Source organism: Achromobacter sp. 2789STDY5608615 (assembly GCF_001298995.1).
GTDB lineage: Bacteria > Pseudomonadota > Gammaproteobacteria > Burkholderiales > Burkholderiaceae_B > Achromobacter > Achromobacter insuavis.
Genome location: NZ_CYTY01000004.1, coordinates 261,947 through 277,126, shown reverse-complemented (window position 1 = coordinate 277,126; position 15,180 = coordinate 261,947). Strand labels below are relative to the sequence as shown.

Sequence of the window (15,180 nt, the reverse complement as noted above, 5' to 3'; positions counted from 1 at the left end):
GTTTCGCCATCCGTGAAGGCGGTCGTACCGTCGGCGCCGGCGTCGTCGCCAAGATCCTGAAGTAATTCGGATCACTTAAGCAGCACACAACCAGCGGGGGCGCCTGCCGCCCTCGCCCCTCGTTCTTTAGGAAACGCCATGAAAAACCAAAAGATCCGTATCCGCTTGAAGACTTTCGATTACAAGCTGATCGATCAATCGGCCGCTGAAATCGTCGACACCGCCAAGCGCACGGGCGCCGTTGTCCGCGGCCCGGTGCCGCTGCCCACGCGTATTCGTCGTTACGACGTGCTGCGTTCGCCGCACGTCAACAAGACGTCGCGTGACCAGTTCGAAATCCGTACCCATCAGCGCCTGATGGACATCGTTGATCCCACCGACAAGACCGTTGACGCCCTGATGCGTCTGGACCTGCCGGCCGGCGTCGACGTCGAAATCGCGCTGCAGTAAGGCGTATCGCGAGTCCGCTACCTTCGCCAGTGGACTTGTGAAGAATGGCCGCAATCCTTCGGGACTGCGGCCATTTTGTTTTTGCGCCACAGCCTGGCGCGCGGCGGGCGGGGCCGGCGGCCTTTTACGCTAAGTGCTTGTGCTGCCTGGAAAAAACATGCTAATATGCCAAGCTTGCCATTTTGTGGCAGGTCTAACTATGGTGAGGCGCGCGCAAATCCGGGATTTTCCGGGCGAGCAACCCCAAGCCAGGTTGAACATAGTCGTAGGGCAAAGGCCGTTACCTTTTGCCTGATTAGCCCCGACCAATCGCAGTCGGGAATGGAGAAAACGATGTCGAATTCGACACCCACGCCCGCCGCTCATCGGCTGGGGCTGGTGGGTCGCAAGGTCGGCATGACCCGCATTTTTACCGAGGAAGGTGAATCCATCCCGGTGACCGTGCTGGACGTGTCGAACAACCGCGTGACCCAAGTTAAGTCGCTGGAAACCGACGGCTACGCCGCGATCCAGGTGGCTTATGGCGCTCGTCGCGCCTCGCGCGTGCCGCAAGCACAAACGGGCCACTACGCCAAGGCCGGCGTTGAAGCCGGTAGCATCCTCAAAGAATTCCGCCTTGATCCCGCTCGCGCCGCTGAATTTGCGGCCGGTTCCGTGATCGCCGTGGAATCGGTGTTCGAAGCCGGCCAACAGGTCGACGTCACGGGCACCACGATTGGTAAGGGCTTTGCCGGTACCATCAAGCGCCACAACTTCGGCTCGCAACGCGCCTCGCACGGTAACTCCCGTTCGCACCGCGTTCCCGGCTCGATCGGCCAAGCTCAAGATCCGGGCCGCATTTTCCCGGGTAAGCGCATGGCGGGTCACCTGGGTGATGTCACCCGCACCGTTCAAAACCTCGACGTCGTTCGCGTTGACGTTGAGCGCGGCCTGCTGCTGGTCAAGGGCGCTGTCCCCGGCCACGCTGGCGCCGACATCGTCGTGCGTCCGGCCATCAAGGCCCCGGCCAAGAAGGGAGCGTAAGTAAATGGATCTCAAGCTCCTGAACGACCAAGGTCAGGCCGCGACTTTCAGCGCGCCCGACACGATCTTCGGCCGTGACTTCAACGAAGCGCTGATTCATCAGATCGTGGTGGCTTTCCAAGCCAATGCCCGTGCCGGCAACCGCGCTCAGAAGGATCGCTCGGAAGTCAAGCACTCGACCAAGAAGCCCTGGCGCCAGAAGGGTACCGGCCGCGCTCGCGCCGGTATGACCTCGTCGCCGCTGTGGCGTGGCGGTGGTCGGATTTTCCCGAACTCGCCGGAAGAGAACTTCAGCCAGAAGGTCAACAAGAAGATGTACCGCGCCGGGATCCGCTCGATCCTGTCGCAGCTGGCTCGCGAAGACCGCATCGCCGTCGTCGAATCGTTCGATCTGGAATCGCCCAAGACCAAGGCTGCCGCTGCAAAGCTGAAGAGCCTGGGCCTGGACTCGGTCCTGATCATCACCGACAACGTTGATGAAAATGTTTACCTCGCCACCCGCAACCTGCCGCACGTTGCCGTTGTCGAGCCCCGTTATGCCGATCCGTTGTCGCTGGTCCACTACAAGAAAGTGCTGATCACCAAGCCGGCCATCGCTCAACTCGAGGAGATGCTGGGATGAACGCTGAACGCTTGATGCAAGTCATTCTGGCTCCGATCGTGACCGAAAAGGCCACGTTCGTCGCTGAGAAGAATCAGCAAGTCGCTTTCCGTGTCGTGGCTGACGCTACCAAGCCGGAAATCAAGGCTGCCGTCGAACTGCTCTTCAAGGTGCAGGTCGAGTCCGTGCAGGTCCTCAACCGTAAGGGCAAAGTCAAGCGCTTTGGCCGATTCGTTGGCCGCCGTCGCAATGAGCGCAAGGCTTACGTCTCGCTCAAGGACGGCCAGGAAATCGACTTTGCGGAGGTGAAGTAAATGGCCCTCGTAAAAGTTAAGCCGACTTCGGCTGGCCGCCGTGGCATGGTGAAGGTTGTCAGCCCGAACCTGCACAAGGGTGAGCCCTACGCGCCGCTGCTGGAAAAGAAGACCCGTGGTTCGGGCCGTAACAACAACGGTCACATCACGATCCGCCACCGTGGCGGCGGTCACAAGCAACACTACCGTGTCGTCGACTTCCGTCGCGACAAGGATGGCATCCCCGCGAAGGTCGAGCGTCTGGAATATGACCCGAACCGTACGGCGCACATCGCTCTGCTGTGCTACGCCGACGGCGAGCGTCGTTACATCATCGCTCCGCGCGGCCTGGAAGTGGGCGCCACGCTGATCTCGGGCGTCGAAGCCCCGATCCGCGCCGGCAACACGCTGCCGATCCGCAACATCCCGGTGGGTACGACGATTCACTGCGTCGAAATGCTGCCCGGCAAGGGTGCCCAGATGGTCCGTTCGGCCGGCGCTTCCGCCGTCCTGCTGGCCCGCGAAGGTACCTACGCTCAAGTGCGTCTGCGCTCGGGTGAAGTCCGCCGTGTGCACATCGAGTGCCGTGCCACCATCGGTGAAGTCGGTAACGAAGAACACAGCCTGCGCCAAATCGGCAAGGCCGGTGCAATGCGTTGGCGCGGTATTCGCCCGACGGTTCGTGGCGTCGCCATGAACCCGGTCGATCACCCGCACGGTGGCGGCGAAGGCCGTACCGGTGAAGCACGCGAACCGGTCAGCCCGTGGGGCACCCCGGCGAAGGGTTTCAAGACCCGTCGCAACAAGCGGACGAACAATATGATCGTCCAACGGCGCAAGCGCAAGTAAGAGGCGAACACTATGTCACGTTCGATCAAGAAAGGCCCGTTTGTCGATGCTCACCTGATCAAAAAGGTGGACACGGCCGTCGCGGGCAAAGACAAGAAGCCGATCAAGACCTGGTCGCGTCGCTCGACGATCCTGCCCGAGTTCATCGGTCTGACGATCGCTGTGCACAACGGCAAGCAGCATGTTCCCGTTTACATCAACGAGAACATGGTCGGTCACAAGCTGGGCGAGTTCGCGCTGACCCGTACGTTCAAGGGTCACGCCGCGGACAAGAAGGCGAAGAGGTAAGCGATGGAAACTACTGCCATTATCCGTGGGGTTCACATCTCCGCTCAAAAGACGCGTCTGGTTGCGGATCTGATCCGCGGTCAGAAGGTCGGCCGTGCGCTCGAGATCCTCACCTTCTCGCCGAAGAAGGCCGCCGCCATCCTGAAGAAGGCTGTCGAGTCCGCCATCGCCAACGCCGAGCACAACGACGGTGCCGATATCGACGAACTGAAAGTCACCACGATCTTCGTGGACAAGGCTCAGTCGATGAAGCGCTTCTCCGCTCGCGCCAAGGGCCGCGGCAACCGTATCGAGAAGCAGACCTGCCACATCACGGTCAAGGTCGGAGCTTAAGGAGTCACGATGGGTCAGAAAATTCACCCCACTGGGTTCCGTCTCGCGGTCACCCGTAATTGGTCCTCGCGTTGGTTCGCCGACGACAAGGCCTTCGGCAGCATGCTGGCCGAAGACATCCGCGTCCGCGAGTACCTGAAGAAGAAGCTCAAGAGCGCCTCCGTTGGTCGCGTGATCATCGAGCGTCCCGCCAAGAATGCCCGCATCACCGTCTACTCGGCTCGTCCGGGCGTGGTGATCGGCAAGCGCGGCGAAGACATCGAAAGCCTGAGGGCTGATCTGCAGCGCCTGATGGGCGTGCCCGTGCACGTCAACATCGAAGAAATCCGCAAGCCGGAAACCGATGCTCAACTGATCGCCGACTCGATCTCGCAACAGCTCGAGAAGCGCATCATGTTCCGCCGCGCCATGAAGCGCGCGATGCAGAACGCCATGCGTCTGGGTGCCCAAGGCATCAAGATCATGAGCTCGGGCCGTCTGAACGGTATCGAAATTGCTCGCACCGAGTGGTATCGCGAAGGCCGTGTGCCGCTGCACACCCTCAAGGCCAACATCGACTACGGCACCTCCGAAGCCCACACCACGTATGGCGTGATCGGCATCAAGGTCTGGGTCTACAAGGGCGACATGCTGGCCAACGGCGAACTGCCGCCGGAAACCGCCGCCCCGCGTGAAGAAGAACGTCGTCCGCGCCGCGCTCCGCGTGGTGATCGTCCGGACGGTGCTCGCACCGGTCGTCCGGGTGGTCGTGGCCGTGGTCCCCGCAAGGCGGACGCTGCTCCGGCGCCTGAAGGAGAATAACCATGCTGCAACCCTCTCGCAGAAAGTATCGCAAAGAGCAGAAGGGCCGCAACACCGGTCTGGCGACCCGTGGTACCCACGTGTCGTTCGGCGAATTCGGTCTGAAGGCCACCGGCCGTGGCCGTCTGACCGCTCGCCAGATCGAAGCCGCTCGTCGTGCCATCAACCGTCACATCAAGCGCGGCGGCCGCATCTGGATTCGCATTTTCCCGGATAAGCCCATCTCGCAGAAGCCTGCCGAAGTCCGTATGGGTAACGGTAAGGGCAACCCGGAGTACTGGGTCGCCGAGATTCAGCCCGGCAAGGTGCTCTACGAAATGGAAGGGGTTAGCGAAGAGCTCGCGCGTGAAGCTTTCCGCCTGGCCGCTGCCAAGCTGCCGATTTCGACCACGTTCGTCGCGCGTCATATCGGTGCTTAAGGAGTACTAAGACATGAAAGCCAGCGAACTCCGTTCGAAAGACGCCGCCGAGCTCGGCAAAGAGCTCGAAAGCCTGCTGAAGGCACAATTCGGTCTGCGTATGCAGAAGGCCACGCAGCAGCTTGCCAACACCAGCCAGCTGCGTAACGTGCGCCGCGACATCGCGCGCGTGCGTACCTTGCTGACCGAGAAGGCAGGGAAATAAAGATGAGCGAAACTCAAAACACCCAAGTGGCCAAGCGCCAGCGTACGCTGGTCGGCAAGGTCGTCAGCAACAAGATGGACAAGACTGTCGTCGTTCTGGTTGAACGCCGCGTCAAGCACCCCATCTTCGGCAAGATCATCATGCGTTCCGCGAAGTACAAGGCGCACGATGAGTCGAACCAGTACAACGAAGGCGATACGGTTGAAATCGCTGAAGGCCGTCCCATCTCGCGCTCGAAGTCGTGGCGCGTGGTGCGTCTGGTTGAAGCCGCACGTATCATCTAAGTGCCAGCTTTCGGAACGGCTTGCCGTTCCGGGCTAGAAAGGCAAGGGCTCAGGCCCTTGCCTTTTTTTTTGCCATAAATATCGTCATCGGGCGTTTTATTTCCGGTATTTTTCCCATCTGGCCCCCAGATCGGACTCTCCGGTAGAATCAGCTATTACGCCACGCTGACTCCAGATCCCGCCGTGACTCCCGAATACAGTCTGCTCTCGTTGAATCAGGTGTGGGCAATGTTGGCCGCCCGCGCGCGGCTGGTCGCCCGGGTGACCCTGGTCACGCTGGCGCTGACCTGCCTGCTGCTGCTGGTGCTGCCGCGCGTGTGGACGGCATCGTCGGACGTCTTCATCGACTACCGCGAAAACGACCCGATCAACGGACGCTCGTTTTCAGCGCTGCTCGACGAAAGCTATATGCAGACGCAGATCGACATGATCCGCAGCCAGGCGGTCGCCGACCATGTGATCTCGACCCTGGAGCTGCTGTCGGGACCGGACGCGGCGCAGGGCACCAAGGCGCACAACGACCTGGTGGAGTACATCCGCCGCAACCTGGAAGTCGTCAAGCAGCAGAACAGCCGCGTGCTGACGGTGTCGTTCTCCGCCAATACGCCGCAGAAGGCGCGCGAGTTCACCAACGCGGTGGTCAATTCCTACCTGGCGGTCAGCCAGAACATCTCGTCGGCGGCGGCGCGCGCGCGCAGCGAACAGTATTCCGCGCAGCTGGAGCAGTTGCGCGGCGAGGTGGACGCGATCCAGGACAAGCTGACGCGCTACCAGCAGGAGACCGGCATCGTCGATACGGAGCAGACCGGCGGCGATATCGACGTGCGCACGCTCAACGACATGACGACGTCGATGCTGACGCTGGACGCGCAGCTGGAGGCCGCCAAGGCGCGCAACGAAACCACCGAACGCCTGCTCAAGAGCGGCATCCGTCCGGAGGACCTGCCCGAGGTGGGGCAGATCGCGCCCATCAACGACCTGCGCAACGGCCTGACGGTGGTGGATCACCAGCTCGGCCAATTGCGCGGCTCGCTGGGGCCCAGGCACCCGACCGTGGCGGGGCTGCTGGCGCAACGGTCGCAGATGCTGGCCGATATCTCGCGCCAGTCCAAAGCCGCCATCGAGGCGCAGCGCGGCGAGCTGGAACGCCTGCAGACCCAGAAGGCGGCGCTGCAGCGTGACATCGAGGCGCAGCGCGCCAAGGTCCTGGACCAGATGGCCAAGCGCGATCGCATCGCGGCCTATCGGCGCCAGTTCGCCGGCGTCGAGCAGGTCTACCAGACCGCCCTGCAGAAGTACGACGGCATCCTGATGGCCAGCAACATCTCCCTGCCCAACCTGGCGGTGCTGCGCGCGGCCGACGTGCCGACCTCGCCGTCGCGCCCGAAGGTGCGCAGCAGCCTGGCGCTGGGCCTGGTGGTGGGCCTGCTGGCGGGCCTGGCGCTGGCCATGCTGCTGGAACTGAGCCGACGCCGCATCCGCTGCGCCGAAGACCTGGAGCGCAACACGCGCCAGCCCGTGCTGGGCCGCATCGGCCGTAACCCGACTCCCGCGACGGTGACGTCATGAGCGATTCCACGCTGCGTCCCCTGTTTGACCGGCTCAATCAGCAGCAGGCCGCGGAGATGGCGCCGAGCCAGGCGCCCGATACCGTGCCGGGCGAGAAGATGGGCGAGCGCTTCGTGCGCCTGGGGCTGCTGACCGAGGACCAGGTCCAGCACGTGGTCCAGCTGCAGCAGGCCGAGCGCCTGCGCTTCGGCCAGGCCGCCGTGAAGCTCGGTTTCGTGTCGGAAGCGCGGGTGCAGTCGGTGCTGGCCGAACAGTATCGCTACGACTATGCCCCGGCGCAGCAGGGGGATATCCATCTGGCGATCGCGGCGGCGCCGTTCAGCCGCGAGGCCGAGGCGATCCGCCAGGTGCGCGCCGAGATCTCGATCCGCCTGGAAGACCTGCCGCGCATCGCGGTGGCGGTGGTGAGCCCGGATGACAGCGAGGGCCGTGCCTACCTGTCGGCCAGCCTGGCGCTGGCGTTCGCGCAGACCGGCCGCCGCACGTTGCTGGTCAACGCCAATCTGCGCGCCAGCGGCCAGGACGATATCCTGGGCGGCGCCAGCGGCGCGGGTCTGTCCTCGATCCTGGCCGGCCGCGCGCCGGCGGGCGACAGCCGCGCCGTGCCGGGCTTTCCGACGCTGGGCGTGCTGGATGCCGGGCCGCAGCCGCCCAACCCGGCCGAACTGCTGCGCGAACCGGCGCTGGACCGCCTGCTGGCGGCCTATGCCGACCAGTACGAGATCTTCATCGTGAACACGCCGGCGGCGGCCCACTCCTCGGATGCGCAGAGCATCGCGCGCCAGGTGGATGCCTGTGTGCTGGTGGCGCGCAAGGACGTGACGTCGTTGAGCGCCCTGACGCGTACCGCGGAGGTGCTGGAGACGGCCGGCGTGCGCGTGCTGGGCACGGTCTACAACGAATACGAGCCGGATGCCCCGCAGGGCTGGAAGGACCGGCTGCGCGCGCTCCTGCCGGCGCGGCTGCGGCGTTGAGGAGCGCGGCCATGGGCGCGCCCGCGGTCGTGGCGGTTGGCGGACAGAGCCGGGGCGACCGCTGGGCCGTCTGGCTGCTGGTGGGGCTGAGCCTGCTGTTCGCCATCGTGCCGGACACGCTGTCGGTCAACGCGGTGGGCCCGGAAGCCAACCACACCATCGAACAGGGTTCGATGCTGCGCCAGGTGCAGTACGGGTCGTTGTTCCTGGGCGCGCTGTTCGTGCTCTGGCATCACGTCCGCCCCGCGCTCATGAACCTGCGCGCGTCCAATCTGTTCCTGATGCTGCTGGTGTTCTATTGCCTGGCCAGCGCGGCCTGGTCGCCGTATCCGGACATCACGATCAAGCGCACCATCATTTTCGCGGGCCTGGTGCTGATCGGGCTGACCGTGGCGCCGCCCTTCAGCAGTCCGCGCCAGTTCCTGCGCGTGATCCTGGGCACCTATACGATCGTGCTGGTGCTGTCGTGCCTGGTGGCGGTGTTCATTCCGAGCATGGGGGTGGACACCCTGCTGGGCAATGCCTGGCGCGGCATCACCTGGCAGAAGAACATGCTGGGCTCGATCGCCGGCTTCGCCGTGTTGCTGTGGCTGCGCGAATGGCTGATGACGCCGTCGATCCGGCGCCTGAGCGCGGTGGGGCTGCTGTTCAGCGTGTTCATGCTGGTGATGGCCAAGAGCGCCACCGCCATGCTGGTGACGGGGCTGGGCGCGGGGGTCTACCTGCTGACGCGCAAGCGATTCTTCGGCGGCCGTCATACCGGGCAGATCCTGATGCTGGGCGCGCTGCTGGTGGCGCTGTACTTCCTGCTGATGTTCTACGTGGCGGTGGGCCGCATGCCGCGGGTCGACGACGTGGTGCTGGTGGTCACGTCGCTGTTCAACAAGAGCAATGACCTGACCGGCCGTGGCGAGATCTGGGCGCTGGTGGACATGGCCATCCAGCGGCATCCCGTCTGGGGCATCGGCTACAGCGCCTTCTGGGTGGGCGAGGGCGGTCCGGCGCAGTTCATCGCCGACAAGCTGGGCTGGCTGCCGGGGCAGGCGCACAACGGCTACATCGATATCCTGCTGGACCTGGGCCAGGTCGGCATGGGGCTGTTCCTGGGCTGCCTGCTGTGGCACGTGGTCAGCATCATGCGGCTGTTCAAGATCGACCGCGAGGATGCGGCGATGCACCTGGGCATCTGCGTGACGATCATGGTCAGTAATTTCTCGGAAAGCCAGATCCTGCGCGACACCAATTTCCAGAACATCATGTTCATCTATTCGTCGCTGGCGATCAGCGGCCGCCTGGCGATGGAACGCTGGCGGCGGCGCGCGGCGGTGGAGTCCCAGCCGGTGCCGCCGCCTGTCCGGGCCGCCGCGGCGCGGCCCTACGCCATCCGCCGGGAGCGCGAGGCATGATGCGCTGGCGCGCCGTGCTGGTTCTGGCGCTGATGTGGGTGATGAGCGCCGCGACGGCCGCGCCCGCGGGCTGGTTCGGCTTCGAGATGAATCCGGCGGCGCTGTCGGGCGCGCCGGATGTGTCGGCGCTCAACCGGTCGCTGGACGCGGCTTCGCGCATTGTCGTGCGCGACGGGCATTTCCATCGTGTCGGCGCCGACGGCCAGCCGGGCGCGGGCGATGACACGCGGGTGCGGTTCTTCGGCGTGAACCTGACGTTCGGCGCCAACTTCCCTGATTCCATCGAGGCCGCCACGCTGGCGCGGCAGTTGCGCAGGCTGGGCTTCAACGCGGTGCGTCTGCATCATCTGGATTCGCTGCCGTCGGATTATCCGGACGCGCCGATCAGCATCCTGACCACGGGGCCGTTTCCGACCTTCAGCCCGACGGCGGTGGCGCGGCTGCGGGGCCTGATCGAGGCGCTGGCGCGCGAGGGCATCTACGTCAACCTGAACCTGCACGTGGGCTATCGCTTCCGCCCGCGCGTGGACGGCCTGCCGGCGCTGGACGGCGGCGTCGACATGCCGCCGTTGACCGCGCCGATCCATGTGTACGACCCGCGCCTGATCGCGATGCAGGAAGACTACGCGCGGCGGCTGATCCAGGCGCTGGGCCTGAAGGACAATCCGGCGCTCGCCATGGTCGAGCTCAACAACGAGTCGTCGCTGCTGGCGGCGTGGCTGGGGCCGGATTGGCTGGCGGCGATTCCGTCGGCCTATGCGCCCGAACTGCGCAAGCAGTGGCGCGCCTGGCTGATGCAGCGCCATGGGTCGCTGGCGCAGGCCTGCGCCGCCTGGGGCGGATGCGCGGGCGGCAACGACAACGCGGTGGAGTTCCCGGTGCCGGGCCAGCAGCAGCCGCTCTACGAGAGCGGCCTGGCGCAGCTGCGTTCGGGCATCGCGCGGCGCGTCAGCGCGTGGTTCGGCAGCGATGCCAAGGTGGATCTGCGCGAACGCGATTTCCTGTTGTTCCTGGCGGCGACCGACCAGGCCTATTTCGAGCGCCTGCGCCGCGTGGTGCACGAGAGCACCGACGCGCGGGTGCCGGTGACCGGCACGCAGATGGGCTATGGCGGCCTGCTGAATTTCGATTCCCAGGTCGCCATGGACTATATCGACGAGCACTTCTACGTCGGCCATCCGGACATCCGGGCCAACGACGACTGGCGCATCCCGGACCTGACTGCCAGCGGCAACGAGTTCGACCGCGTGCTGGCCCTGTCGCTGCGGCGCGACGCCAGGCGGCCGTTCGTGGTCAGCGAATTCAACCAGCCTTTCCCCAACCCCCGTGGCGCGGAGATCCTGCCGCTGATGAGCGCGGTGGGCGCCCTGCAGGACTGGGATGGCCTGTTCTACTTCGACTACAGCGATGCCCAGCGCCTGCCGCAGTCGCCATCGCGCTTCGCGCTGAGCGGCGATTGGGGGCGCATGGCGCTGGCGGGCCAGAGCGCCTTGCTGTTCCGCCAGCCGCTGCTGGCCGCGCTGCCCGACGCGATCGCCTTGCCGGTGGGTCCGCAGCAGCGCCTGCGGCTGGGCGCCGACCGGCGCTTCGATGCGATCACCACCGGCCTGGCCGATGGCCTGGGCGCAAAGCCGCAATGGGCATTGCAGGGCCGGGTGGGGTTGGACCTGGCCGCGGCGCCCGACGCGGCGCTGCCGGGTCTGCCGAACGCGACGCCCTTGCTGAGCCACGACGCGTCGGCGGGCCGCATCGTGATCGACGCGCCGGCCCTGTGGGCCGTGTTCGGCGCCACCGGCAGCGGCCGTATCGGCGGCCCGTCGGTCTGGATGCAGTTCGACGCGGCGGGCGCGGCCAGCGCCATGCTGACGCCGCTGGACGGCCAGCCACTGGCGCGGTCGCGGCATATGCTGCTGGGCCTGGGCAACGACACCACCGGCACGCAGCCGGGCTCGATGCCGGCCCGGCCCAAGATGCGGGTGCCCTATCGTGGCCAGGGCGCCTGGTCCACGCTGGAGCCGGATGCCGGTTCGGCCGGCCCGTCGGGCGATTACGCCACCCGGCCGCCGGCCTGGCTGCGCCGCACGCCGGCGCTGCTGGGGCTGGCGCCGCGCGGCGGCCGGCTGTCGGTCTATCCGCTGGATGGCGAAGGCCGCCGCCGGGCCGCGTTGCCGGCCGCCGAGGCGAGCTCGGGCGCCGACGGCGTGCGCGTGCGGGTGCAGGCCCGCGATGACGGCGCCAGTCCCTGGTATGAACTGGTCTTCGAGGATGCGCCATGAGCTTCGGTCCCATCAGCGTCTGCATCCCCACCTATCGGCGGCCGCTCATGCTGAGCCAACTGCTGGACGACCTGGCGGCGCAGACGTTGGCGCCGTCCCAGATCGTGGTGGTGGACAATGACGTCGCGGGCAGCGCGCGGGCCGTGGTCGAGGCGCACCGCGGCGCGTTCGAGGCGCGGGGCGTGGCGCTGGACTACGCCGTGCAGCCCGAGAAGAATATTTCCCTGACGCGCAATATGACGGTCGCGCTGGCGCGTGGCGACTGGCTGGCGATGATCGACGACGACGAGCGCGCGCCGGTCCAATGGCTGGCGCTGCTGGCGGCGGCGGCCCGCGATCATGGCGCTGACGGGGTGCAGGCGCCGGTGGTGCCGGAAATCCCGGCGAGCGCGCCGGCCTGGGTGCGCCGCGGCCGTTTCTATGAATGGCCGCGTTTCCGCACCGGCGAGGAAGTGCCGCGCAATGCCCTGCGCACCGGCAATTTCTTCATCGCGGCCGATTGGCTGCGGCGCCAGGCGCAGGTCTTCAATCCGGCCTATGGCCTGACCGGCGGCGAGGACGGCGACATGCTGATGCGCCTGGTCGGCCAGGGCGCGCGCCTGATCTGGTGCGACGAGGCCCACGTCACGGAGCCGGTGCCCGAAAGCCGCATGCGGACCCGGTGGATCCTGAAGCGCGCCTTGCGCGGCGGGCAGGATTTCGCCATCCACTTCGAAGCGGGCCGGCTGGGAAGCCGTCGCCCCGCGATCATGCGCCGGGTGGTGTTCTACGCGCGGGCGGTGACGCAGATGACCGTCGCCGGCGTGTTGGCGCTGGTATCGTGGCCGCTGGGCCGGCATCACGCGGTGCACTGGCTGGGTCGCGCTTATGCCAACTACGGAAAACTGTCCGTCCTGTGGGGCGGGCATTACCAAGAGTACGCTTGAGCACATGGCCGGCTTCCTGCACCTGATCCTGTTCATCATCGCCTTGCCCGTCACGGCGGCCACCGCCTATCTGGGCCTGCTGACGCTGCTGTCGGCGCGCCTGCCGCGGCCGCAGCCGCAGCGGCGCGACATGCGCTTCGACATCCTGGTGCCGGCGCACAACGAGACCGCGGTGATCGAGCGCACGGTGCGCAGCCTGGCGGCCATCGACTGGCCGCGCGAGCACTACCGCATCATCGTCATCGCCGACAATTGCACCGACGATACGGCGGCGCTGGCGCGCGCCGCGGGCGCCGAGGTGATCGAACGCCACGACGACCAGCATCGCGGCAAGGGGTATGCGCTGGAGTACGGCATCGCGCGCAGCGCGGCCGACGGTTTCGCGCACGCGGTCGCGGTGATCGACGCCGACACCGAGGTCACGCCCAACCTGCTGGCCGCCTACGCCGCGCGCATCGAGCAGGGGGCGGCCGTGATGCAGGTGCATTACGGGGTGCTCAACCCGGACGAATCGTGGCGCACCCGCATCATCACCATCGCCTACGGCGCCTTCCATGCGGTGCGGGGCCGCGCGCGTGAACGGCTGCGCGCTTCCAACGGGCTGCGCGGCAACGGCATGTGCATGACGCACGCGCTGCTGCGCGAGGTGCCGTTCAATATCCATTCGATGGCGGAAGATCTGGAGTATGGCGTGGTGCTGGGCCTGCACGGTCACCGCGTGGTCTATATCGACGAGGCCAGCGCCGACGCGGAGCTGGTGGCTTCCGAGCGCGGGTCGCGCACGCAGCGCCAGCGGTGGGAGGGCGGCCGCCTGGCCGTGATGCGGACTTACGTCGGCCGACTGCTGCGCCAGGCCGTCACGCGGCCGAGCTGGATCTGCCTGGAGCTGGCGATCGACCTGCTGACCATGCCGCTGGGCTACATCGCGCTGCAGATCGGCGCGTTGCTGGTGCTGGGCGGGCTGGCCGCGTGGCTGCTGCCCGGCGCCGGGCTGGCCGCATGGCCGCTGTTGGCGCTGGTCCTGCTGGGCGTGCTGGCGCTGCACGCGCTGCGCGGCTGGCAGCTGTCGCCGCTGGGGCCGCGGGCGCTGCTGGACCTGCTGCGCGTGCCGTTCTTCGTGCTGTGGAAGCTGTACGTGCTGTTGCGCAACCGGCGCAACAAGCACTGGATCAAGACCGATCGGGATACCAAGTGACGCGGACACGCCTCTCCGCCTCGGGCCTGGCGCGCCTGTTCGGCAGCTCGATTGCCGACCAGGCCATGCTGTCGGCCGCCAACTTCGGCGTCGGCCTGATCCTGATCCGCTACGCGGCGGAAGCGCAGTACGGCTATTACATCCTGGCTTTCAACACCATGATGTTGCTGACGACGCTGCAGGGCACCTTCATCGGCACGCCGATGGTGATCCGCCTGCCCGCCCTGGACGAGGCGGCGCGGCGCCAGTGGATGGGCAGCTTGCTGCGCGACCAGAAATGGCTGGGGGCGGCGGGCGGCGCGCTGGCGCTGGCCGTGGCGCTGGCCGGCTGGGCCATGGGGTTGTTCGACGGCGAATCCACCCTGGTGGTGGTGGCGGCCATCGGCCTGGTGCTGGCGGCGCTGTACCGCGAATACCTGCGCGGCATCCTGTTGATGTACCACCGTCCGCAACAGGTGCTGGGCGCGGACGCGATCTACGTGGCGGTGCTGCTGGCCGGCTGCGCGCTGGCGGTGAAGACGCCGGTGGCGGCGGCCGGCGCGCTGCTGGCGGGCACGATGGCGGCGCTGGCCTGCGCCGGCGTGCTGCGCCGGGTGCTGGCCAGTGATATCGAGCGCGACGCGGCGCCCGGCCGCCTGCGCGAGATCGCCCGCATGGGGTTCTGGGCGGCCTCGGGCGGCGTCATCTATTGGTTGTTCAACCAGGGCTACAACTTCCTGACCGCGGCCACGCTGGACCTGGCGGCGGTGGCGGCGCTGGCCGCTTCGCGCCTGACGCTGATGCCGATCAACCTGCTGCTGGCCGGCATGCAGAAGCAGCTGACGCCGCTGGCCTCCGTCTGGATGCACGGCATGGGCGCGCGCCGCACCCTGCGCCGCCTGATGCTGTTCTCGCTGGCGCTGGCGCTGTTCACGCTGCTGTACGGCGCGGTGATCTGGCTGCTGCGCGACTGGATCTTCCTGGACCTGATGCGCAAGGATTTCCCGCAACGCGACCTGTTGCTGGTGCTGTGGATCGGCCTGTTCGTGCTGATGGTGATCCGCGAGCCGATCATGATGGTGCCGCTGCTGCGCCAGCGCTTCCGGGCGCTGAGCGCGGCCACGCTGGTCTGCGCGCTGATCGCGTTGGCGATAAGCTATGTGGGCATGCTCCAGCTGGGCCCCATCGGCGCGGTGATCGGCATCCTGACCGGCGAGGCCTGCTATGGCCTGGCGGTGATCGTCATGGCGTGGCGCGAAGTGCGGCGCGATGACGGTGACGCCTTCCCTTCTTACCGTACCAGGTAATC

At 66.5% G+C, this 15,180-nt stretch carries 18 protein-coding genes and 1 pseudogene; all 19 read left to right on the top strand.

Annotation, left to right across the window (positions count from 1 at the left end):
* Positions 1-65, top strand: a pseudogene (locus AOZ49_RS32355) (elongation factor Tu); the annotation flags it as partial.
* A gap of 73 nt (positions 66-138) precedes the next feature.
* Positions 139-450: a 30S ribosomal protein S10 gene (gene rpsJ, locus AOZ49_RS05600; protein ID WP_054474567.1), complete on the top strand. Its 312-nt coding sequence runs from the start codon at positions 139-141 to the stop codon at positions 448-450.
* Positions 451-783: 333 nt separating this feature from the next.
* Complete coding sequence (rplC, locus tag AOZ49_RS05595; RefSeq protein WP_006392074.1) at positions 784-1,473, top strand: 50S ribosomal protein L3; 690 nt, start codon at positions 784-786, stop codon at positions 1,471-1,473.
* Between the two features lie 4 nt (positions 1,474-1,477).
* A complete protein-coding gene (gene rplD, locus AOZ49_RS05590; protein WP_006389605.1) occupies positions 1,478-2,095 on the top strand; it encodes a 50S ribosomal protein L4 in 618 nt (205 codons plus the stop codon).
* Positions 2,092-2,388 carry a 50S ribosomal protein L23 gene (rplW, locus tag AOZ49_RS05585; protein ID WP_006216557.1) on the top strand — a complete coding sequence of 99 codons (297 nt, stop codon included), beginning with the start codon at positions 2,092-2,094 and terminating at the stop codon, positions 2,386-2,388. Before rplD ends, rplW begins: the two co-directional genes overlap by 4 nt.
* A complete protein-coding gene (gene rplB / locus AOZ49_RS05580; RefSeq protein WP_054430952.1) occupies positions 2,389-3,216 on the top strand; it encodes a 50S ribosomal protein L2 in 828 nt (275 codons plus the stop codon).
* A 12-nt stretch (positions 3,217-3,228) separates the two neighbouring features.
* Positions 3,229-3,504: a 30S ribosomal protein S19 gene (gene rpsS, locus AOZ49_RS05575; RefSeq protein ID WP_006216555.1), complete on the top strand. Its 276-nt coding sequence runs from the start codon at positions 3,229-3,231 to the stop codon at positions 3,502-3,504.
* Positions 3,505-3,507: 3 nt separating this feature from the next.
* A complete protein-coding gene (rplV, locus tag AOZ49_RS05570) occupies positions 3,508-3,837 on the top strand; it encodes a 50S ribosomal protein L22 (protein ID WP_006389608.1) in 330 nt (109 codons plus the stop codon).
* 9 nt (positions 3,838-3,846) lie between these two features.
* Entirely contained in the window at positions 3,847-4,638 is a 792-nt protein-coding gene (rpsC, locus tag AOZ49_RS05565) for a 30S ribosomal protein S3 (RefSeq protein WP_054474566.1), read from the top strand.
* A 2-nt stretch (positions 4,639-4,640) separates the two neighbouring features.
* Entirely contained in the window at positions 4,641-5,057 is a 417-nt protein-coding gene (rplP, locus tag AOZ49_RS05560; protein WP_006389610.1) for a 50S ribosomal protein L16, read from the top strand.
* 13 nt (positions 5,058-5,070) lie between these two features.
* Entirely contained in the window at positions 5,071-5,262 is a 192-nt protein-coding gene (gene rpmC / locus AOZ49_RS05555) for a 50S ribosomal protein L29 (protein WP_003806912.1), read from the top strand.
* Between the two features lie 2 nt (positions 5,263-5,264).
* The gene (gene rpsQ, locus AOZ49_RS05550; protein WP_006216549.1) at positions 5,265-5,546 is read left to right on the top strand and encodes a 30S ribosomal protein S17; all 282 of its coding nucleotides are present in this window, start codon (positions 5,265-5,267) and stop codon (positions 5,544-5,546) included.
* A gap of 183 nt (positions 5,547-5,729) precedes the next feature.
* Positions 5,730-7,115, top strand: coding sequence for a GumC family protein (locus tag AOZ49_RS05545; protein ID WP_255353676.1), 1,386 nt, complete (start codon positions 5,730-5,732; stop codon positions 7,113-7,115).
* A complete protein-coding gene (locus tag AOZ49_RS05540; protein ID WP_054430948.1) occupies positions 7,112-8,089 on the top strand; it encodes a CpsD/CapB family tyrosine-protein kinase in 978 nt (325 codons plus the stop codon). The genes AOZ49_RS05545 and AOZ49_RS05540 overlap by 4 nt, the downstream gene beginning before the upstream one ends.
* An 11-nt stretch (positions 8,090-8,100) precedes the next feature.
* A complete protein-coding gene (locus AOZ49_RS05535; protein ID WP_054474564.1) occupies positions 8,101-9,495 on the top strand; it encodes an O-antigen ligase family protein in 1,395 nt (464 codons plus the stop codon).
* Complete coding sequence (locus AOZ49_RS05530) at positions 9,492-11,771, top strand: glycoside hydrolase family 5 protein (protein ID WP_054474563.1); 2,280 nt, start codon at positions 9,492-9,494, stop codon at positions 11,769-11,771. The genes AOZ49_RS05535 and AOZ49_RS05530 overlap by 4 nt, the downstream gene beginning before the upstream one ends.
* Positions 11,768-12,697, top strand: coding sequence for a glycosyltransferase family 2 protein (locus tag AOZ49_RS05525; RefSeq protein ID WP_054474562.1), 930 nt, complete (start codon positions 11,768-11,770; stop codon positions 12,695-12,697). The genes AOZ49_RS05530 and AOZ49_RS05525 overlap by 4 nt, the downstream gene beginning before the upstream one ends.
* A gap of 4 nt (positions 12,698-12,701) precedes the next feature.
* Positions 12,702-13,892 (top strand): glycosyltransferase family 2 protein, encoded by a 1,191-nt coding sequence (locus AOZ49_RS05520; RefSeq protein ID WP_054474561.1) that lies wholly within the window; start codon positions 12,702-12,704, stop codon positions 13,890-13,892.
* Positions 13,889-15,178: a lipopolysaccharide biosynthesis protein gene (locus AOZ49_RS05515; protein ID WP_054474560.1), complete on the top strand. Its 1,290-nt coding sequence runs from the start codon at positions 13,889-13,891 to the stop codon at positions 15,176-15,178. Before AOZ49_RS05520 ends, AOZ49_RS05515 begins: the two co-directional genes overlap by 4 nt.
* The last annotated feature ends 2 nt before the right edge of the window (positions 15,179-15,180 follow it).